The organism is Nocardia takedensis NBRC 100417 (assembly GCF_000308695.1).
Classification (GTDB): Bacteria; Actinomycetota; Actinomycetes; order Mycobacteriales; family Mycobacteriaceae; genus Nocardia; species Nocardia takedensis.
Genome location: NZ_BAGG01000055.1, coordinates 1 through 19802, shown reverse-complemented (window position 1 = coordinate 19802; position 19802 = coordinate 1). Strand labels below are relative to the sequence as shown.

General features: G+C 70.1%; 18 protein-coding genes. 3 read left to right on the top strand and 15 right to left on the bottom strand.

Going from position 1 to position 19802, the window contains the following annotated elements:
• Nucleotides 1–39: 39 nt before the first annotated feature.
• The 13 genes from ON30_RS11335 to ON30_RS11275 all read right to left on the bottom strand — a co-directional run bounded on the left by ON30_RS11335 (nt 40) and on the right by ON30_RS11275 (nt 13421).
• Nucleotides 40–1413, bottom strand: a complete 1374-nt coding sequence (locus ON30_RS11335; protein WP_040706441.1) for an aldehyde dehydrogenase family protein — start codon at nt 1411–1413, stop codon at nt 40–42.
• Between the two features lie 2 nt (nt 1414–1415).
• On the bottom strand, nt 1416–2498 hold the full coding sequence (locus ON30_RS11330; protein WP_040706440.1) for an acyl-CoA synthetase family protein: 1083 nt from the start codon (nt 2496–2498) through the stop codon (nt 1416–1418).
• A gap of 166 nt (nt 2499–2664) precedes the next feature.
• Nucleotides 2665–3489 (bottom strand): alpha/beta fold hydrolase, encoded by an 825-nt coding sequence (locus ON30_RS11325; RefSeq protein ID WP_040706456.1) that lies wholly within the window; start codon nt 3487–3489, stop codon nt 2665–2667.
• Nucleotides 3490–3517: 28 nt separating this feature from the next.
• Nucleotides 3518–4726, bottom strand: coding sequence for a cytochrome P450 (locus tag ON30_RS11320; protein ID WP_040706455.1), 1209 nt, complete (start codon nt 4724–4726; stop codon nt 3518–3520).
• Between the two features lie 43 nt (nt 4727–4769).
• On the bottom strand, nt 4770–5216 hold the full coding sequence (locus tag ON30_RS11315) for a PaaI family thioesterase (protein WP_040706439.1): 447 nt from the start codon (nt 5214–5216) through the stop codon (nt 4770–4772).
• Between the two features lie 4 nt (nt 5217–5220).
• On the bottom strand, nt 5221–6939 hold the full coding sequence (locus tag ON30_RS11310) for a fatty acyl-AMP ligase (protein WP_245554003.1): 1719 nt from the start codon (nt 6937–6939) through the stop codon (nt 5221–5223).
• Between the two features lie 8 nt (nt 6940–6947).
• Nucleotides 6948–7688, bottom strand: a complete 741-nt coding sequence (locus tag ON30_RS11305) for a thioesterase II family protein (protein ID WP_218006250.1) — start codon at nt 7686–7688, stop codon at nt 6948–6950.
• A complete protein-coding gene (locus tag ON30_RS11300; protein ID WP_040706438.1) occupies nt 7685–8941 on the bottom strand; it encodes a cytochrome P450 in 1257 nt (418 codons plus the stop codon). Before ON30_RS11300 ends, ON30_RS11305 begins: the two co-directional genes overlap by 4 nt.
• The gene (locus ON30_RS11295; protein ID WP_040706437.1) at nt 8938–9831 is read right to left on the bottom strand and encodes an SAM-dependent methyltransferase; all 894 of its coding nucleotides are present in this window, start codon (nt 9829–9831) and stop codon (nt 8938–8940) included. Before ON30_RS11295 ends, ON30_RS11300 begins: the two co-directional genes overlap by 4 nt.
• 2 nt (nt 9832–9833) lie before the next feature.
• Entirely contained in the window at nt 9834–10091 is a 258-nt protein-coding gene (locus ON30_RS11290; RefSeq protein WP_083911318.1) for an acyl carrier protein, read from the bottom strand.
• 50 nt (nt 10092–10141) lie between these two features.
• Nucleotides 10142–11086 (bottom strand): acyl-CoA desaturase, encoded by a 945-nt coding sequence (locus ON30_RS11285; protein WP_040706436.1) that lies wholly within the window; start codon nt 11084–11086, stop codon nt 10142–10144.
• Between the two features lie 144 nt (nt 11087–11230).
• Nucleotides 11231–12460: a cytochrome P450 family protein gene (locus ON30_RS11280; RefSeq protein ID WP_051029189.1), complete on the bottom strand. Its 1230-nt coding sequence runs from the start codon at nt 12458–12460 to the stop codon at nt 11231–11233.
• Nucleotides 12461–12488: 28 nt separating this feature from the next.
• Entirely contained in the window at nt 12489–13421 is a 933-nt protein-coding gene (locus tag ON30_RS11275; protein ID WP_040706435.1) for a PDR/VanB family oxidoreductase, read from the bottom strand.
• Nucleotides 13422–13538: 117 nt separating this feature from the next.
• Between ON30_RS11275 and ON30_RS11270 the strand changes: the two genes are divergently transcribed.
• The 3 genes from ON30_RS11270 (at nt 13539) to ON30_RS11260 (ending at nt 16200) form a co-directional block, all read left to right on the top strand.
• Entirely contained in the window at nt 13539–14699 is a 1161-nt protein-coding gene (locus ON30_RS11270) for an acyl-CoA dehydrogenase family protein (RefSeq protein WP_040706433.1), read from the top strand.
• Nucleotides 14700–14785: 86 nt separating this feature from the next.
• The gene (locus ON30_RS11265) at nt 14786–15310 is read left to right on the top strand and encodes a YiiD C-terminal domain-containing protein (RefSeq protein WP_040706431.1); all 525 of its coding nucleotides are present in this window, start codon (nt 14786–14788) and stop codon (nt 15308–15310) included.
• A complete protein-coding gene (locus ON30_RS11260; protein WP_040706429.1) occupies nt 15307–16200 on the top strand; it encodes an alpha/beta hydrolase family protein in 894 nt (297 codons plus the stop codon). Before ON30_RS11265 ends, ON30_RS11260 begins: the two co-directional genes overlap by 4 nt.
• 148 nt (nt 16201–16348) lie before the next feature.
• Here ON30_RS11260 and ON30_RS11255 read toward each other — a convergent pair whose 3' ends face one another.
• Complete coding sequence (locus ON30_RS11255; RefSeq protein WP_040706427.1) at nt 16349–17917, bottom strand: PfaD family polyunsaturated fatty acid/polyketide biosynthesis protein; 1569 nt, start codon at nt 17915–17917, stop codon at nt 16349–16351.
• Nucleotides 17914–19802 (bottom strand): hotdog family protein (locus tag ON30_RS11250; RefSeq protein ID WP_040706425.1); only part of this gene is annotated, 1889 nt, incomplete at its 5' end. The genes ON30_RS11255 and ON30_RS11250, both read right to left, overlap by 4 nt.

Sequence of the window (19802 nt, the reverse complement as noted above, 5' to 3'; positions counted from 1 at the left end):
CGCGCGGGTCGCGCGGTCCGACTCGACAAGGGGACGGGATCAGGGGGCCGAACGGATCATGCCCTTGGTGCGCATGAGGTGTTCGCCCAGGTAGCCGTCGTGCGGAACACCCGGACGCAACCACGTGGTGGGGTTGTCGCCCAGGTAGAGGTTGGTGACGGTCGGCTCGTCGAGCAGGGCCTCGATGAGTTCGGAGCGCGTGGTCATCGCGGTGAGCACCAGCGAATCACGCAGCGGGGCGATGCCGTCCTCGGCCCGCCACGGGCCCACCCATACGCACGGGAAGCCCAGTTCGACGTTGAGTTGCGGGGCCGTGCTGCTGGTCACCAGGTGCACGGCGGGCCGCAACACCGCACCGCCGGAGGGCAGTTCGTCCACGACGGTGTCGCCGCCGAGCATCGGGATCGCCGCGCCCGCGACCCGGTGCAGGTACCGGTCGACCTCGCGCGCGGATTCGGTGGGCTGCACGGTGAGGATGGCGTCGGGATGGTCGGCGGGCAGGCTGGGGATCGCGGCCAGCGCCTCGGCCACCGCCCGCGCGACGGGTTCCGGATCGCCCTCGACCAGGATGGCGCTGGCGCAGGTGCAGGCCGTGCCGCCGAGGTGGCTGACCGAGCCGGCCAGCAGGTCGATCTTCTCGCGCCAGTCGACGTCCTCGGTGACCAGGATCTTGGATCGGCCGGGCCCCTGGGTCAGCACGCGCGGGTTGGCCGAGTACTTGTCGACCACGTCCTGTCCGCCGTAGACGATCGCGAAATCGGATTCGGCGATGATGACGTCGGCGGCGGCGTAGTCGGTGGGCAGCAGGGTGACGATCTCCGGCGGGAATCCCGCCTCGCGCAGCGCGCTGACCAACCGGAACGCGGTGAACGGCTCACGGGTGGAGGGCCGCACGGCGACCTTGTAGCCCATCGCGAGGGCTTCGGGCCACAGGCCGTGCACCGCCGGGGTGTTGCCCGCGGCGTGCACCGCGAAGATGTCGCCCTTGCGGGTCCACACGGCCGAGCCGCCCAGGGTCTGCTCGGCGTGCCAGGCGTCGACCGCGCCGCGCGGCATCGCCAACGCCCACATCGGGCGCTGCGAACGCAGGACGTCGGCGACCCAGTCCACCGATTGGCGCACGACCGCCAGCGGCACGCCGGAGGCCGTGGAGACCAGGCGGGCGTAGGCGTCGGGATCGAATCCGGCGATCGTGCCGTGCAGGAACAGTTCGGCGGCCTTGTCCAGGGCGGCCAGGCGCTCCTCGACGGGCAGCACCGCGGCGGCGCGCATGGCGGCCAGGGTCCGGCGCACGTAGAGCGCGGGGACCTGGCTGATCTCGCCGATCCGCTCCCCCGCCAGCGAGGTCAGCGGGCGACGTTCGCGCGCCCGGTAGGCGCCGGTCGGGCCGAGCGCATCGATCTGAATGTCCATCTCTAGTACACACCTTCGATCACGGAGCGGTCGTCGAAGGTCTTGACCGGACCCACGTCGGCGACCGCGCAGCCGAGCGCACCGGGCAGCGGTTCGGCCGCGGTGGCCATGTCGCGCTCCAAGTTGTTGGGCAGCAGCGCGTATTTGGTGAGGTGATTCATCACGACCTGGCCGCGTTCGCCGTAGTCGAGGTCACGTCCGGTCGCGGGGTCGACCACCCGGAAGACGATGTAGGGACTGGGGGTGTCGAAGACCGGCAGGCCGTCGGGGCGCTCCTCGGGCCGTTCCCGCGACATGCCCAGGATGGTGGTGCTGCCGTAGAGGCCCTTGAGCGGGATGCCGGGGAAGATCTCGGTGCGGAAGATGTCGCGGGAGTCGGCGTCCATGTGCGCGCCGCTCCAGCAGATGAACTCGACCTGCTTGCGAACCGCGTCGACGAGTTCGGCCCTGCGCGCCACGCGTTCGAGCAGCGGCGGGGTGGTGATGAGGATGCCGACCGACTGGGTGGTCAGGATGTGACCGACCTGGTCGATGAGGTGTTCGGCGTAGCGGTCGGCCTCTTCGGTCTCCCCGCGCGCGATCAGCGCTTTGATCCAGCGCGGGTCGAGGTCGACGGTGAATTTGACGCCGTTGTGCCGCCGTGCGCGCCGGGAGGCGAACTCGCCGAACATGTGCGGCCCGCTGGGCGCGATGGCCAGGGTGTTGCACTCGCCGAGGTCGGCGTAGTGGAATTCGTCCCAGCTCAGCGCGAACTCCATCCAGCGGTCGAACATCACGAACCGCTTGGGCAGGCCGGTGGTGCCGCCGCTCTCGTAGACGCCCGCGATCTCGCGGTCCGCGCCGGTCAATCCCCGCGGAATGAGGTCTTCGACCGTGACGTCCCGGAATTCGTCGATGACGTTCGGGAACCGGGTCAGATCGGCGAAGGTGCGGATCTCGGTGAGCGGGTCGAAGTCCAGGGTCCGCGCGCGGCGCAGCCAATAGGGACTACCGGTCTCCGGACCGAAATGCCACGCCATCAAGGCCCGGATGTACTCGTCGGGGTCGACCTGCTCGGTGGAGATGTCGAGTATGGCAGAACACATGCGCCCTCCAGCTGCGTGTACGTCACGCACACCTTCGCGCACCGGGGGGTCGCCGGAAACCTCCGCCGCACAACGTCAATGGGTCGATAAGAGAGTCGCGGGGCGCGGCGGAAAGGTCAGGGTGTCTGGTATGTCCGCATCACCGGCGGCCCCGCATCGGGCGAGGTCAGGGGTGGTCGACCGAGGCCAGGAACTCGTTGAGCAGCGCGGTGACCGCGGCGGGCTGCTCCAGCACGCTGGAATGGCCGCAGTCGGGCAGGACGTGCAGACGCGAGCCCGCCACGGACTCGGCGATCCGCCGGGACTTCTCGGGTGGGGTGGCGACGTCGTCCGCGCCGACCACCACCAGCGTCGGCATGGTGATCGCGCCGATCTCCCCGGCCACCGCCGTGCGGTCGGCCACGCCGAGCACGGCCCGGCGGATCGCGGCGCGGTCGGCGCGTCGCAGCCGGTCGGCCCATTCGCGCACGACCGTCTTCCCGTCGGGGTCGGCGCGGAACACCGGACCGAACATGTGCGGGGCGATCCGACCCACCAGCGGAGCGCCGCCCAGCAGTCGCCAGGCCAGCGCGAGGCGCTTGTACTCCCCGGATTTGGCGGGGTCCTCGGCCTCGGCGCTGGTGTCGAGCAGCGTCAGCGACCGCAGCAGGGCGCCGTGGCGCGCGGCCAGTCGCTGCCCGACGAATCCGCCCATGGACAGCCCGACCCAGTGCACCGGGTCCAGGCCCAGACCGCGGATCAGGCCGACCGCGTCCTGGGTCAGCGTGTCCATGTCGTACCCGTCGGGAGTGGGCGGGGTCTCGCCCTGACCGCGCCAGTCCAAGGTCACGCAGCGGTACTGGCCGCGCAGGATCTCGATCTGCCCGCGGAACATCCATCCGCCGAAGAGCAGTCCGTGTCCGAAGACGACGGTGGCCGCGTCGGGCACGCCCGCGGGCGCACCGGTGTCGGTGTAGCCGAGGGGTACTCCGTCGACTGTCAGGGTCGGCATGGTCACACACACTCCGGGAAACGAACGGTCACACGGTGATCGACAACTCGGCCGGTCCGCGCAGGTTGATTCTGCCGTTCCAGCGCACCGCGCGCACCTCGGCGTCGGGGAATCGGGCGACGAAGCGCGGCAACGACACCCGCGCCTCGAGCCGGGCCAGCGCCGAACCGAGACAGTGGTGCACGCCCGCGCCGAAGGACACGTTGCGGCCCGCGTCGGGCCGGTCCACCCGCAGCAGGTCGGCGTCCTCGCCCCAGAATCCGGCGTCGCGGTTGGCCGAGCCGAGACAGCCGATGACCCAACTGCCCGCGGGGATCTCGACGCCGCCCGCTGACCAGGGGGCCACCGTGACCCGTCGCATCAGGTGCACGGGCGAGTCGTAGCGCAGCACCTCCTCCACGGCGTTGTCGGCCAGTTCCGGCTCCGCGCGCAACCGCCGCGCCTGGTCGGGGTGACGCAGCAACGCGTGGATTCCGTTGGCCAGCAGGTTGACCGTGGTCTCGTGGCCCGCGATGTAGAGCAGCATGACCTGGGCGACCAGTTCGTCCTCGCTCAACACGTCGCCGTCGTCCTCTGCGGCGATCAGCGCGGTCAGCAGGTCCTCGGCGGGTTTGTCGCGTTTGTGACGCACCTGCTCGCGGATCATCGCGGTCAACTCGGCGTCGGCCGCGCGCACGCGCGCCTGGAGTTCGGGATCGGGCAGCGGTTCCAGGGCCAGCACCAGCGTGGCGACCAAGGCGCGCAGTCGGGTGTGCTCGACCACGGAGATGCCGAGCAGTTCGGAGATGACGGTGAACGGCACCGGAAAGGCCAGTTCGGCGACCACGTCGGCCGTGCCCGCGGCCTCGATGCGGTCCAGCGCCCCGGTGACCAGTTCTTCCATCCGGGGGCGCAGCGCGCCCACCGCGCGCGGGGTGAAGGTCTTGGCGACCAGTTTCCGCAGGCGGGTGTGGTCGGGCGGATCCTGGTCCAGCAGCGACAGCCCGCCCATCATGCGGTTGCGTTTGCCGATGTCGGCGGAATCGCTCTTCCACGCGGGCAGCCGGGTCAGATACTTCTCGTCCACCGAGTGCGCCGAACGTTGCAGTTCGGCGACCTCGGCGTAGCGCGAGACGATCCAGAACCCGAGCGGATGCTCGTAGGCCGGTGCGACCGAACGCAATTCGCGGTAGTGCGGATAGGGGTTCTCGGAGAAGCCCGGGGCGAAGGGGTCATAGACGTAGGTCTCGGCGCACACGGCGGCCACCTCGAGTTTTCGAACGGTCGTCGGTCGAATGGTCTCAGGAGTTGAACATCTTCACGTTGCGCATCGTCACCAGCGCTGTGGCGCACAAGGTCTCGTCGTCGTCCTGCACCGAGTACACCTCGGCCGCGGCGATGGTGATCAGCGCGCCCGGCTTGATCACCCGCCCGCGCGCCACGACCTTCTCCCCCTTGGCGGGGGCCAGGATCTTGACGGTGTAGTCGATGGTCATGTTGCCCCAGCCGGGCTGCAACAGCGTGCCCGCGGCCGAACCCGCGGCGAAGTCGGCCAGCGATCCGAGCACCCCGCCCTGGAAGAATCCGTCGTGCTGGGTGAGTTCGGGCCGGCGCGGCTGGATGATCTCGGCCTCGCCCGGCGCGACCCGGCCGAACTCGAAACCGAGATGTTTCGCGGCGGGCATGCTGAGCACCACCCCCGTCACCACTGCCTCGTAATCCGGATGTGCCGCTTGCCACGTCGCCACGCTGTCAGCTCCTCGGTGCTCGTTCCACGGATGTGTCGGTTCGGTTCGGCGTCCAGATCTCGAATCCGGCCGCCAGGTGCCGCTGTCGCGCCGCGGCGCGCATGATCTTGCCGCTGCTGGTCTTCTGGAGGCTGCCCGCGACGGTCAGCACCAGCTCGCCCAGGGCGAGATCGTGTTCACGCAGTACCGCGGCGCGGATCTCGCCCGCGATATCGCTGTCGTCACCGGCGTATTCGCGCCGGATCTCCTGCACGACGACGAGTTTGTCACCGTCGCGCCCCGGCGCCGCGAACGCCGCGGTGCCGCCCGCCCGCAACGCGGGATGCGCGCGTTGGACGGTGTGTTCGATGTCGTGGGGATAGTAGTTGCGCCCGCGGATGATGACCATGTCCTTGAGCCTGCCGACCACGTACAGTTCACCGTCCACGAGCAGGCCGAGGTCGCCGGTGCGCAGGTAGGTGCGCTCGGGATCGGCGGCGCGGCGGGCGCGGAAGGTGGCTTCGGTGGCTTCGGGATTGCGCCAGTACCCGGCGGCGACGTGGTCACCGCTGACCCAGATCTCCCCGGCCTGATCGGGCGCGCAGTCCGCGCCGGTCGCGGGATCGACCAGATGCACCCGCTCCCCCGGCAGGATCGCCCCCGAGCCGACCAAGACCCGGCTCTCGCCCTCGGGCGGGGCGTAGCGACGTTCGCCCAGCGCGACCACGTCGGCGGCGAGTCGGATCGCGCCGCGGCCTTTCGCGCTCGCCGAACTCAGCAGCGTCGACTCCGCCAGGCCGTAGCAGGGATACAGCGCCGCCTCGTCGAAGCCGAAGGGGGCGAAGGTCTTCGCGAAGCGGTCCAAGGTCTCGCCCCGGATCGGCTCGGCGCCGTTGAAGGCGACCTTCCAACTGCTCAGATCCAGTTCGGGCGGTGTGGCGGCGGCGGTGGCGCGCGCGACGCAGGCGTCGAAGGCGAAATTGGGTCCGCCGCTGGTGTGGGCGCGGTAGCGGGTGATCGCGGTCAGCCACAGCAGCGGGCGGCGGATGAAGCTCACCGGCGACATGAGCACGGCGGTCATGCCCACGTACAGCGGTTGCAGCACATTGCCGATCAGGCCCTGGTCGTGGAAGAACGGGGCCCAGCCGACCACGGTGGAGTCGCGGTCGTGGCCGAACGCGTCGCGGATCATCTCCTCGTTGGCGACCAGGTTGCGATGGGTGACCATGACGCCTTTGGGCGTCGAGGTCGACCCCGAGGTGTACTGGAGGAAGGCGATCGAATCCGGGTCGAGCGGTTCCGCGACGAATCCCGCCGACTCGCCGGGCGCGTCGGCGGCGATCCACTCCCGCGCGGTGCAGAGCGGGCCCAGACCCAGTCGCAGCGGTTCCAGCAGCGCCGCCAGGCTCAGCACCGCGGTGGGCGCGCAGTCGGCCAGGACGGCGCGGGTGGACTCCTGCACGCCGGTGTGGCGGGGCGGATTGACCGGCACCGCGATCACGCCCGCGTAGAGGCAGCCGAAGTAGGCGACGATGAAGTCCAGGCACTGCGGGAACACCAGCAGCGCGCGGTCGCCGGGCGCGCACCGTTGCCGCAGCGCACCGGCCACCGCGAGCGCGCGCGCGTGCAGTTCGCGGTAGGTCAGGCCGTCGGTCTCGGCGCCCGCGTCGTCGAGGAACAGGTAGGCGGTGCGGTCGGGTTCGTCGGCGGCGCGCCGCCGCAGGACATCGGGAAGCAACTGCACGTCGGTCCTCATTCCAGAGCCGCGGTGATCCGCGCCGCGATGGCTTCGCGGTGCGCGTGGTGGAACAGGTGGTCGCCGGAGTACTCGTGGATCGCGAACGGTCCGTCGCTCAACTCGTGCCACGCCACGATCTCGGCGGGGGCGACCACCGGGTCCTCGGTGCCGTAGAAGGCGGTCAGCGGGCAGCTCAACCGGGGCAGGCGGGTGTGGGTGTACTCCTCGGACAGTTCGAGGTCGGCGCGCACCAGCGGCAGCGCGTAGCGCAGGAACGACGCGCTGCGCGCGGCGACGCCGAACGCGCCGATCGCCGCCAGCGCCGCCGCGAACTCGGCGTCGGGCAGGTGGTGGATCGGGGCGCGGCCGGGCGCGCGATGCGGGGCCCGCCTGCCGGAGACGAACAGGTGCCGCGGCGGCGTGCCCGCCGCGGTGAGCGCCCGCGCCACCTCGAAGGCCACCAGCGCGCCCATGCTGTGCCCGTAGAGGGCCAGTTCCGGGCCCGCCCAGGGCGCGAGTTCGTCGGTCAACTGCTCGACGGCCTCGCCGACCCGACGCAGCGGCGCGCTGCCCGCGACATCCTCGCGGCCGGGCAGTTGCACCCGCACCACCGCGATGCCGGGACCGAACAGATCGCGCCACCGGGTGAACGAGGACGCGCCCGCCCCGGCGTGCGGCAGGCACACCAGGCGCAGCGGCGCGTCGATGCCTTCGTGACGCAGCAGGCTCTGCCGCGCGCGGGTCGTCTCCGTCACGACCGCACGCCGATCGACACCGGCAGCGCGGTCAGGCCGCGCACGATGAAACTGTGGTTCTGCCACGTCAATTCGTCCGAGGCGAGGGTGAGCCGCTCCGGGCCGCCGAACAGTCGGCCGAGCGCGATCTCGGCCTGGAGTTCGGCCAGCGTCCCGCCCAGGCACCCGTGCATGCCGTGCCCGAAGGCGAGATGATCGCCACCGGGACGGGTGATGTCGAACGTGTCGGGACGCTCGAACACCGCCGGATCGCGATTGGCCGCGCCCATGCACACCATGACCTGATCGCCTTCGGGGATGGTCGTCCCGCCGATCTCCACGTCACGGGTCGCCAGGCGTTTGGTCAACTGCAACGGGCTGTCGTAGCGCAGCGCTTCGATCACCGCGGCACGGGCCGATTCCGGCCGCTCGCGCAATGTCTCGACCTGATCGGGATGGCGCAGCAGCGCCAGCGCGCCGTTGCCGATGAGCGATTTGGTGGTCTCGTTGCCCGCGACGAAGCACATGATGCAGACGAAGACCAGTTCCTCGTCGGCCAGGCTGTCCCCGCCGCCGGTGCGCGCGGTCAGCAGTTCGCTGATCAGGTCGTCGCCGGGCGTGGCCTTACGCTGTTCGAGGACCTCCGACAGCGCCTCGGCGAAGGATTCGACCACCTCGACCACCCGCGCGAAGTCGGCGGCCTTCATCAGACCCGGTTCCAGCAGGAACCGGATGTCGTGGGTCCACGGGCCGACCCGTTCGCGCAGCGACGGCGGCAGGTCCATCCACTCGCACAGCACCGTGATCGGCAGCGGCGCGGCCAGATCGGCGATGACGTCGAACTCCCCCGTCGCCAGCGCGGGCGCCAACAGCGCCTCGCTCACCCGTCGCACCAGCGGGCGCAATTCGGCGACGCGGCGGGCGGTGAACACCCGGTTGACCAGTCCGCGCAACCGCGCGTGATCGGGATTGTCGGTGAACACCAACGATTTACGACCGAGCCGTTCGACGCGCCCGATATCGCTCTGGCCGAGTTTGCGCGCCTGTTCGGAGACCAGACTCGGGATCAACCCGGCGCTGAAGGAGCGGTCGTGCAGGACCGCGCGCACGTCGGCGTGCCGGGTGAGCACCCAGGTGCCCAGGGATTTCAGCACCGGCGCGTGTTCGCGCAACTGTTCGTACATGGGATACGGGTCGCGGCGGAAATCCGGGCTGAACGGATTGAACCGGACCCGGCGGGGCGCGGCCACCGGGTCGGGCGTCTGCGTGGTCATCGGCCGGCCTCGGTGCTGAAGAACCCGCTGCCGTAGGGCGTCATGACCAGACGCAGCAGGCCGATCTTGCCCATCCGGAAGCCCAGCGCCGACAGCTTCAGGTAGCGCTGGTAGCGCGCGACCTGCTCGGCTCCGACCAATTCCGTGGCGGCCTCGCGGTTCTCGCGCAGCCTGCGCGCCCATTCGCCGCAGGTCCAGGCGTAGTCCAGTCTGCCGTTGCTCAGCGAGCGCACCTCGAAGATCCCCTCCGCCGCCGCGGTGATCTCGGCGAGCGTCGGCAGATCCGCGTCGGGGAAGATCTCCTGCTGCATGAACGAACTCGCCTGCTCGCGCGCCATGTTCGCGTAGGCGATGGTCTGCAACGACAGCGCGCCGCCGGGGCGCAGCCAGTCCCGGCACCGCTCGAAGAACTCCCGGTAGACGGCGATCTTCTGTTCGGGGGAATCCTCGGGGGTGGCGAAATGCTCGAACGCGCCGATGGAGATGATGCCGTCGAAGGGCCGCTCCGGTCGGTAGTCCAGCCAATTCTCCAACCGCACCGAGACCCCGGGCAGGCCGAGGGAGTTCACGTACTCGGCCTGTTTCGGGCTCAGGGTGAGACCGACCGAACGCGCGACGCCGCGCCCGGACAGCCGTTGCAGGATCGCGCCCCACCCGCACCCGATGTCGAGCACCGATTCCGCGCCCGCGGAATCCACCGCGTCGAGGTGGTGGCGCAGCTTGTTCTCCTGCGCCAGTTCCAGTGTGTCGTCGGGCTTCTCGCGCCAGGCGCAGGAGTAGGACAGCGAGGAGTCCAACCACAGCCGGTAGAACTCGTTGCCCGCGTCGTAGTGGTGCCGGATGGCCGCCGCGGCGGCCTCGGTGCGGGCCGTGCCGATCGAGGCCGACATGATCACGCCACGGTCTTCGGACTCTGCTGATGCAGGTAGGCGGCGACCGCGTCGAGATTGGGGTTCTCGAACAGGTCCTCGGGCGCCAGGTCGACGCCGTAGCGCTCCTCGACCTCGATCAGCAGTGCGACGGCCAGGGCCGAATCGACGCCGAGCTTGTCGAAATCCGCGGTGGGATCGATGCTCTCGGCGGGCACCTCGAGCAGGTTGGCGAGATATTCCTGGCACCAACGGACGATCGCTTCTTTACTGGTGTCCACGATTTCTTCCTTCGGGCTGCGTCGGATGAGAGGGTGCGGAACGACTCGGATCAGGCGATCCGCTTGGCGGCCATGCGCGCCTCGGAGGGCATTTTCAGATCCCAGGCCAATCCCGTGACGGACAGGATCCGGATGAGCCAGAAACCGGGATCGAGCCGGTACCAGTCCAATCCGAAGGACGGCGATTCGGGGAAGGCGTGGTGATTGTTGTGCCACGATTCGCCCAGGGTCGCCAGCGCGAATATTCCGCCGTTGCGGCTGTTCTCGCGCGATTCGTAGGGCTTGGTGCCGAACATGTGCAGGAAGGAATTGATCGCCCACACGATGTGCTCGAGCACGAAGATGCGGACGAATCCGCCCCAGAGCAGGCCGCTCACCGCGCCTTGCCAACTCAAGGTGACCAGGCCGCCGACGACGGTCGGGATCAGCAGGCCCAGACCCACCCACCAGTAGTACAGGCGCGCGACCTTGACCAGGCCGCGATCCTTGATCAGGTCCGGGGCGTAGTGCACGACATTGGGGTATTCGTGGCGGCGCATCCAGAGGAAATGCGAATGGACCAGGCCGGTCAGCGCGCCCTTGAGACCGCCGCCGGACAGGTTCGGCGAATGCGGGTCGCCTTCGCGGTCGCTGTATTCGTGATGGCGGCGATGCAGCGCCACCCAGGAGATCACCGGCCCTTGGCCCGCCATCGACCCGGCGATGGCCAGCGCGTAGGTGACCCACGGCTTGGCCTTGAACGTGCGATGGGTGAAGAGCCGGTGATAACCGACGGTCACCCCCAGGCCGGTCACCAACCAGAACGCGAACAGCAAGGAGAATTCCAGCCATCCGAACGGGCGGACGAACAGGAAGCCGAGCGCGACGACGGTGCCGATGATCGGCGCGACATCGAAGAGCAGGAAGTGCCTGCGCTGGAGCTTGTGGATATACGGACTGCTGATGGTTTTTCTGCGCGGGGCACGGGCCTCGTCCAGAACATTTTCTTCGGTCATGACAGATCTACACCCCACACCGAATACGATTGGGCAGCTATGAATTTCGATCATAACACCGTACAGCCGTGTGCGCGCTACCGAAGCGGGTACTCCTATCGGCAGATCGGGATTCTCGATCGGACAACGCGTCCAGAAATGGCGTCAGCGTCCCAACAGCACCGGCAGAGCGAACATTCCGCGGATCAGCGTGCTCGGCTGCCACCTGGGTTCGGGTGCGCCCGACGGCAATGCGATATCCGGAAAGCGTTGCAGCAGTGAACCTACCGCGATCGATGCCTCCAACCGCGCCAGAGGCGCGCCCACGCAGTAGTGGATGCCGTGCCCGAAGGACAGATGTCCGCTCGAATCACTCTCGATGCCCAGGGAATCGGGGGCAGAGAAACGCGCGGGGTCGCGATTGGCGGCCGTTACGGCCACGTAAATCATTTCGCCGACGGGAATTTCGTACTCCCCTATTCGCACCGGCTCGGCGGTGTAGCGCGCGGTGGCCATGTCCACCGGACCGTCGAATCGCAGGAATTCCTCGACCGCGGCGGGCACGGCCGACGGATCGGCGCGCAGCGCGGCCAGTTGCGCCGGATCGCGCAGCAGCGCGTACATACCGTTGGCGATCAGGTTGACCGTCGTCTCGTAGCCCGCGACCAACAGCAGGAACGCCATCGACACCAACTCCTCGTCGGTGAGGCGGTCGCCGTCCTCGCGCGCGGTGACCAGCGCCGAGAGCAGGTCCTCCCCCGGCGCCGCCCGCTTGGCCGCGACCAGTCCGCGCAGGTAGCCGATCATCGCCGAGGCGGCCGCGCCGCGTTCGGCCTCGCGGCCGACCACCACGACCAGGCCGTGGGTCCAGCGCTGGAAATCGGCGCGGTCGTCGAGGGGCACGCCGAGCAGTTCGCAGATCACCGTGACCGGCAGCGGCATCGCGAACTCGGCCAGCAGGTCGACCTCGCGCGCCGGGCCGCCCGCGAGCGCGTCGAGCAGGTCGGCGGCGATCCGCTCGACGCGCGGGCGCAGGTCGAGCACCTTGCGCGCGGTGAACGCCTTGTTGACCAGTGTGCGCAGCCGCGCGTGCTCGGGCGGGTCGATGTTGAGCATGTGGTTGGTCAGCGCCAGCCATTGCGGATTGGCGGGCGCGGCGTCCCGACGCTCGGCGAGCAGCGCGTCGATCTCGAAGACATTCTTGCGCAGCCGCGAATCCGCCAGCGCCGCACGGGCTTCGGCATACCCGATGACGACCCAGCGGTGCACGCCGTCCGGGAACAGGACCCGGTGCACCGGACCGTCGGCTCGCCATCGACGGTAGTGGGCGTGCGGATCGGCGAAGAAGTCCTCCTCCAGCGCGCGGACCGGGATCTCGGTGTCGGTGTCGGCCATGACGCTCCTCGCTCGGTGCTGACGGTGCTCAGAGATCCAGGACGAGGCGATCGCCCGCCGCGCGCGACACGCACAGCATCATGGTGTCGCCGCGGTCGCGCTCCTCGGCGCTCAGGATCGAGTCGCGGTGGTCGATGCCGCCCTCGCGCACCGGGGTCTCGCAACTGCCGCAGGTGCCCTCCCGGCAGGAGGTGATCACCGCCACGCCCGCCGACTCGAGCACGTCCACGATGGATTGGGTCGCGCCGATCCGCAGGGTGCGGCCGTCCAGGGCGAGCAGGACCTCGAACTCCCGGTCGCCCGCGGTCTCGACCACGCGCGGGACGAAGCGTTCCGTGCGCACGGGCACGCCGCGCCGGGCCCCTTCGTCCTCCACCGCGGCCAGCAGCGGTTCCGGGCCGCAGCAATACACGGTCGCGCCCGCGTGCTCGGTGAAAATCTCCGCCAACGGGAGCAGACCGTGGGCGTCCTGCGGGAGCAGACGGACCTCGGGGTGGCGGGCCGCGATCTCCTCGGCGAAGGCCATGTGCTCGCGGGTGCGGCCGCCGTAGTAGAGCTGCCAGCGCGCGCCCGCGGCGGCCGCGGCGGCCATCATCGGCAGGATAGGGGTGATCCCGATCCCGCCCGCCACGAAGACGTAGTGCTCGCGCGCTTCGAGCTCGAAGTTGTTGCGCGGGGCGGACACCGAGAGTTCGGTACCCGCGTGCGCGGTGCGGTACAGCAGGTCCGAGCCGCCGCGGCCCTCGGGTTCGTGCAGGATCGCGATGCGCCAGTGCGAACGGTCGGCGGGGTCGCCGCACAGGGAGTACTGGCGCACGCCCGCCGCGCCGACCGCGACGTCGATATGGGCTCCCGGCGACCAGGGCGGAAGATCCGCGCCGTCGAGTGCGGCGAGTTCGAGTGCGAAGACTCCGGTGGCCTCGTCGCTGCGGTTGATGATCCGTACCGGCAAGTCGGTCATGGCCCCACTGTCGCCGAGCGCCGCGAGGCCGGGCCACTCGGTTCACGCAGTCGATTCGCGCAATCGACGTTGACTATCGCCCTCCGACGCCCCCGCCCGCCCACCCACACTGACCCCATGACCTCAGTGGCCAAGCTTGTCGAAAAGACCACCGAATTCGTCCGTGACCACGTGTTTCCCGTCGAGCGCGAGATCATCGCCGACGGCAGGGCAATGGATGACGCCCTGCGTCTGGAACTCCAGCAGAAGGCCAAGGACGCGGGTGTGTTCGGCCCCCTGTCCGACCCCGCCTTCGGCGGTCTCGGACTCGACACCAGGGGCCAGGCCGAGGTGCTCGAGGCGGCGGGCGCGAGCCTGATCGGACCGCTGGCGGTCAACGCCTGGGCCCCCGACGACGGCAATATCCATCTGCTCGACCATGTCGCGAACCCGGAACAGCGTCAGCGCTACCTGGCCCCGCTGGCCTCCGGCGAGGTGCGTTCGGCCATCGCCATGACCGAACCCGCCCCCGGCGCGGGCGCGGACCCGACCATGCTCAGCACGCGGGCCGAGGCCACCGCGGGCGGGTGGGTCATCAACGGCGCGAAGCACTTCACCACCGGCGCGCAGGGCGCGGCGTTCACCATCTGCGTGGCCCGCACCCCCGAAGGCCCGACGATGTTCCTCGTCGACGCCGACAACCCGGGCATGAAGGTCGGGCGGCGGATGCCGACGCTGGACCACACCAGCGCGCCGGGCGGGCACTGCGAGGTGCTGTTCACCGACTGCGAGGTTCCCGACACCGCCGTGCTCGGCGCGGTCGGCCAGGGTCTGACGCTGGCCTCGGTGCGCCTGGCCCCCTCGCGCCTGACCTTCTGCATGAACTGGCTCGGCCTGGCCGTGCGCGGTCACCGCCTGGCCGTCGCCCACATCAACCGGCGGACCGGATTCGGCAGCCCCATCGCCGAGCACGGCATCGCCCAGGGCATGGTTGCCGACAGCGAGATCGACATCGCCGCCGCGCGCGGCCTGATCCGACAGGCCGCGACCACCATCGACGAGCAGGGCCCGACCTCCTCGCAGGCCAAGCACGAGACCTCGATCGCCAAGACCTTCGTCGCCGAGGCCGTGTGGCGGGTGCTGGACCGGTCGGTGCAGTTGCACGGCGGCCTCGGCGTCTGCGAGGACCACTTGGTCGCGCGCTTCCTGGTCGAGGCGCGCGCGTTCCGGATCTACGAGGGCCCCTCCGAGGTCCTGCGCTGGTCCATCGCCCGCCGCGCTCTGCGCGAAAAGGACTGAGCGCTCTGCGCGAAAAGGACTGAGCGCTCTGCGCGAAAAGGACTGAATTCCGACCTCACCACCGCTACCACCCGAAAAGGAAGACGATGACCACTCGTGAAATCGCCGGATTCGCGGCGGCCTACCCCGAACTCGACTGCGCGGCCGTCGATTACGAATACCTGCGCAAGGTCTCCCAGGACATGGTGCCCTTCGCCGAGCGCGTCGGCACCCTGGTGTCCGAGATCAGCCCGGAGCGCGCGGTCGTGGAGATTCCCGCGCTGGACTCGGTGCGCAACCACATGGGCACCGTGCACGCGGGCGCGCTGTTCACCGCCGCCGACATCGCGGGCGCGGCCGCCTTCGTCGGCGCCGCAGCCACCAAGCTGACCACCGTGGAGCGCCTGGTGCTGCGCGCGGGCACCGCCTCCTACCGCAAGCCCGCCCTCGGCCGGGTGCGCGCGGTGGCCACCGTCGACCAGCGCGAACTGGCCGAGGTGCTCGGCGCGACCGAATCGGGGCGCTTCGAGCTCTCGGGCAAGGTCTCGGTGCTCGACGACAAGGATGTCGTGGTCGCCAAGTTCACCTTCGACTACGTCTGCGACGTGGCGGTCCCGGGAGCGGGGGCATGACCACCAGGACCCCCGAGGCCAAATCGGAGTTCGGGTCGCTGGAGTCGACCGCGGTGCGGACCTGCGACGGTGTCACCTTCACCGTCCGGTTCCTGCCCGCCGAGCGGGCCGAGGCGCCCGTGGTGCTGATCATCCCCGCGATGGCGATGAAGGCGCGCAACTATCTGGCGCTGGCCAAATCCCTGCACGCGCAGGGCCTGTCGGTGGCGACCTGCGATCTGCGCGCGCACGGCGAAGCCGTTCCCGCACTGGGCGAGCACACCGATTTCGGCTACCGCGAGATGCTCGAGATCGATATGCCCGCCCTGGTCGGCGCGGTCGCCGAACGCTTTCCGCGGGCGCCGCTGCACTTGTTCGGCCACAGCATCGGCGGCCAACTCGCGCTGCTGTTCGCGGCCGCGCACCCGGAGCGGGTCGCGGGCGTCATCACCATCGGCACCGGCACGGTGTTCTGGTACGCCTTCGGTCCGCGCCGCTGGTTCGAGGCCCTGAGCCAGATCCAGTACATCGGCATGGTCGCCCGGCTCAAGGGCCACTGGCCCGGCGGGGTGCTGATCCCGGCGGCGATGCCGGGCGGCGTCATGATCGACTGGTCGGTGCACTCGCTGACCAGCTACTACCGCCCCCGCGGCACCAAGACCCGCTACAACGCGCTGCTGGCGGAGATGACGGTCCCGGTGCTGCCGATCTCGCTGTCCGAGGACGTGCTGGGCCCGAAGTCGAATGTGGACTTCCTGGTCGGGCGCATGCCGAAGGCGAAGGTCTCGCGCTGGCACATCGATGAGAACTCGGGGATCGAGAACCGCGACCACTTCCTGTGGTTGAAGGATTCGCGCACCCTCGCGCCGAAGCTGGCCGTCTGGATCACCGCGGGCGAGTCGCCCAGCTGAGTCACCGGATACGAAAGAGGCGGTCGAGAGTGTCTCGACCGCCTCTTTCGCTGTCCTGATCGTGTAGCGGTGGTTCAGATTCCGACCGGCGCCGGTTCGGTGAGCGCGCCGATCAGCGCGCCCACGGGGATGTCGGATGCCGGCGGGGTCATCGGTCCTCGCTCGGTCGTGGCACGAAACGGGCGATCTCGGCGGGCAACCGCACGCCCGCGGTGCGCAACTGCGCGATCCGGGTGAGGTAGGCCGCGCCGGTCATCAGTTGATCGGCGATATCGGCGACGTTGCGGTTGCTGGGCGCGGCCAGGTAGGTGCCCGCGGCCCAACTGTTGAACGCGCCCATCGCGGGACCGCACCAGATCTGGTAGTCGGCGGCGCGTTCGGCCTCACCCCGGATACTCCAGCCCGAGGACAGGCCCAGGTACCAGCGGAAGATCAGCGCCATCTTGCGCTTGGGGTCCTCGGCCGCGCCGACCAACTGCGCGGGGTCGCGGTCGGTGAAGAAGGCCACGCAGTCGTTCCAGACGTCCTCGAGCGGCCGCCGGAACACGGTCTTCTCCAAATCGGCGCGCAGGTCGGCGGGCAGCGCGTGCAGGCCGGCGTATTCGCGGTAGGTGTCGTAGAGGCGGTGCGCGCGCGAGGCGAACATGGTGCCGCGGCGCAGCACCTGCACCTGCACGCCGAGCTCGAACATGTCCGAGGACGGCGCCATCGCGCAATCCGCGAAATCCGCGGTCGCCAAAAGCATTTTGGTGGTCTCGGACTGGTCGGCCTCGCGGGTGGCCTGGTTGACCGACCCGGTCACGACGTAGGCCGCGCCCAGGGCGAAGGCGGCCGCGGTGGCGGCGGGGGTGCCGATCCCGCCCGCCGCGCCGACCCGCACCGCCGCGGCGGCCGGGACGGTGCGCGCCACCCGGTCGCGCGCGGCGATCAGTTCGGGCAAAAGGACCGTGAGCGGACGGCGGTCGGTGTGGCCGCCCGAATCGGCCTCGGCGGTGAGATCGTCGGCCATCGGCACGGATTCGGCCAGGCGGGCCTGCTCGGCGGTGAGGTCGCCCGCCGCCACCAACCCGCGCAGCAGTGCGGCGGGCGCGGGGCGCAGGAACACCTCGGCCACCTCGACGCGGGAGACCTTCGCGATCACCCGGTGCCCCACGTGCACCCGTCCCTGCGCGTCCAGGCTCAGCCCGGCGGCGCGGTAGCGCACCACCTCCGGGGTGAGCGCCATGAAGGCCGAGGCCTCCACACAGCGCACCCCGTGCCGCAGGCAGGAATCCACGATCGCGCGTTCCAGCGCCGGTTCTGACGGACTGTGGATCAGGTTGCAGGCGAACGGTTTCGACCCCAGGTCGCGAGCCAACCCGGCCAGCGCCGAGTCCACGATCGAGGGCGAGACACCCGCGGCCCCGTAGGAGCCGAGGTAGCCGGCCCGCGACATCGCCGCCACCAGCGCGGGCGAGGCGATGCCGTTGGCCATCGCGCCCGCCGCGTAGGCGGCGCGCACCCCGTGGGCGGCGCGGAATCCGCTGTCGCCCAGTCGGTCCGCGGTCAACGGGCCGACGGCGGCCAGCACGCCCGCCCGCGCGGCCACCGATTCGTCGGCGGTGGCCGCGACCTTGTTCTCGTGCCGGATGATCCAGCACGGGCGGTCGGTGTCGGCCAGCAGCGCACCGATGTCGGCGACGGTCTCGGCGACCGCCGCGATCTGCGAGGCGGTCATCGCTCAGCCTTCCGGTCGGCCAGTTCGATCCCGAGATCGAGCAGTTCGTAGATGCGCAGGCCCGGCTTCCACAGCGAACCGTCCACGGTGACGATCACGCTGTCGGGTCCGCGCCGCACCGTCTTGATGTGGGCTTCGAGTTCCACCGTGGAATCGGTGGGCAGGAACTGGCCGCGGTAGCGCCAACTGAAGGCGATGTCGGCGGGGATGCGGAAGACCGGATCGGCCATGCCGTCGGCGAATCCGGCGTCGATCATCCACTCCTGGACCGCATGGATCACCGATTCCACCCCGAGCGAGCCCGGGATGACCGGGTCCAGGTGGAAGTGGCGGGCGAAGTACCAGTCCGACGGGTCGATGGTGCGCAGCGAATGCAGGTATCCCGCACCGTGTTCCCCGCCGCCGTCGACCACCGAGACCCGGTCGATCAGGGTCAGGTTGGCGCGCGAGACCAGCACGGCGTCCGGGTCGGCGCGACGCGCGGCCACGTCGATCTCGCGGGTGGTCGTACCCGGACGGCTCGCCAGCCAGCTCGGGACGTTCTTGCCCGCGTCCAGGCCGGTCTGATTGGCCAGCGCCTGATCGCTGAAGTAGCCGAACATGGTCTCGCCGACGTAGAACGGCTCGCCGTCGACACTGAGGGTGTAGTCGAAGGTCTGCAACGACGAACCGGGCAGGATCGTCGTGGACAGCAGGCGCGAGGACTGGGAGATGGTGGCGTCGCGCAGGTCGATCTGCCGCAGCACCGTCGCCGTGCCGCCCAGGTTGCGCAGGCTCAGCGTGGTGTCGGGCTGGGTCAGCGTCGGGCCCGCGTAGTAGCCCATCAGCAGCGCCGCCTGCAACGAGGTCTCCATGTAGACGAAGTGCGGCATGGATTCGTTGGCGGTGTCGCCGTAGTACCACGAGTCGGCGGGCGAATCGTATTCGCTGGTGTAGGACGCGGAGTCCAATTCGCCGCGCGCGCCGTCGAAATCGAGGACGCGGTCGACCAGCAGCAGACCGCCGGTGGGCAGGCGGGTGGCCCGCACCCCGGTGTAGCTCGCGAATTCCGGTCCCATCGCGACAGACTGGTCGCCGCGCGAGAGGTGCACCATGTGGAATTCGTTGAGCAGCAGCCCTTTCGCCGCCGCGCCGGGGCCGACCGGCGTACCCGCCCGCTCCACGACGGCCACGGTGACCTCGAACGGCCGCGCGGACCCGTCGACCCGCACGCTGCCGGTCACGTGCGGACGCGGCACCAGGTCTATGTGCGAGACGACCAGTTCGAGTGTGCCCGAACCGATCTCGCCCGAAGTCGGCGCGGATTCGGTCGCCTCGTCCGCGCCGACGGCCGAGACCAGTTCGCCGTGGGTCAGGCACAGCGGCATGCCGGTGAACAGGGCGAAGACCTCGGCGGCCTGGATGGCCGCCGAGCGCACGTCGCCGTCGAAGTGCGCGACCAGCCTGCCGCGGCCCGTGCCGCCGCGCAGTTCCAGCGCGAGGACCTCGACCAGGGCGAGCGGGGCTGTCGCGGCCAGGCGGGCGGCGACGGGCTCCCGGCCATAGGAAGCGCCGAACACCTCGGCGAGTTCGCCCGCGCCGAGCCGCCGCAGCGCCGCGGCGTCCAGGCTGGTGACCTTCGTGCGCGCCGCCGGTTTGAAGGCCGGTTCCGGCGCGTGCGCCGGGTCGGCGACGGCGGCGGCGAACGGGGAGAGCCCGCCGTGCGCGGTCGTGGGCTCCGAAGCGCCCGCGACCGGCAACGCGCGCCGCAGGATGGCCCGTTGCAGGGCGACCTGGGCCGCCAGCGTGGCCCGGTGCGAGGCGATGACGCCCGCCCGGATCTCCCCGAGGGCGGCGCGCAGGCGCGGGTCCGCCGGGGCGGGGCGCGCGCCGGTGACGCGCGCCT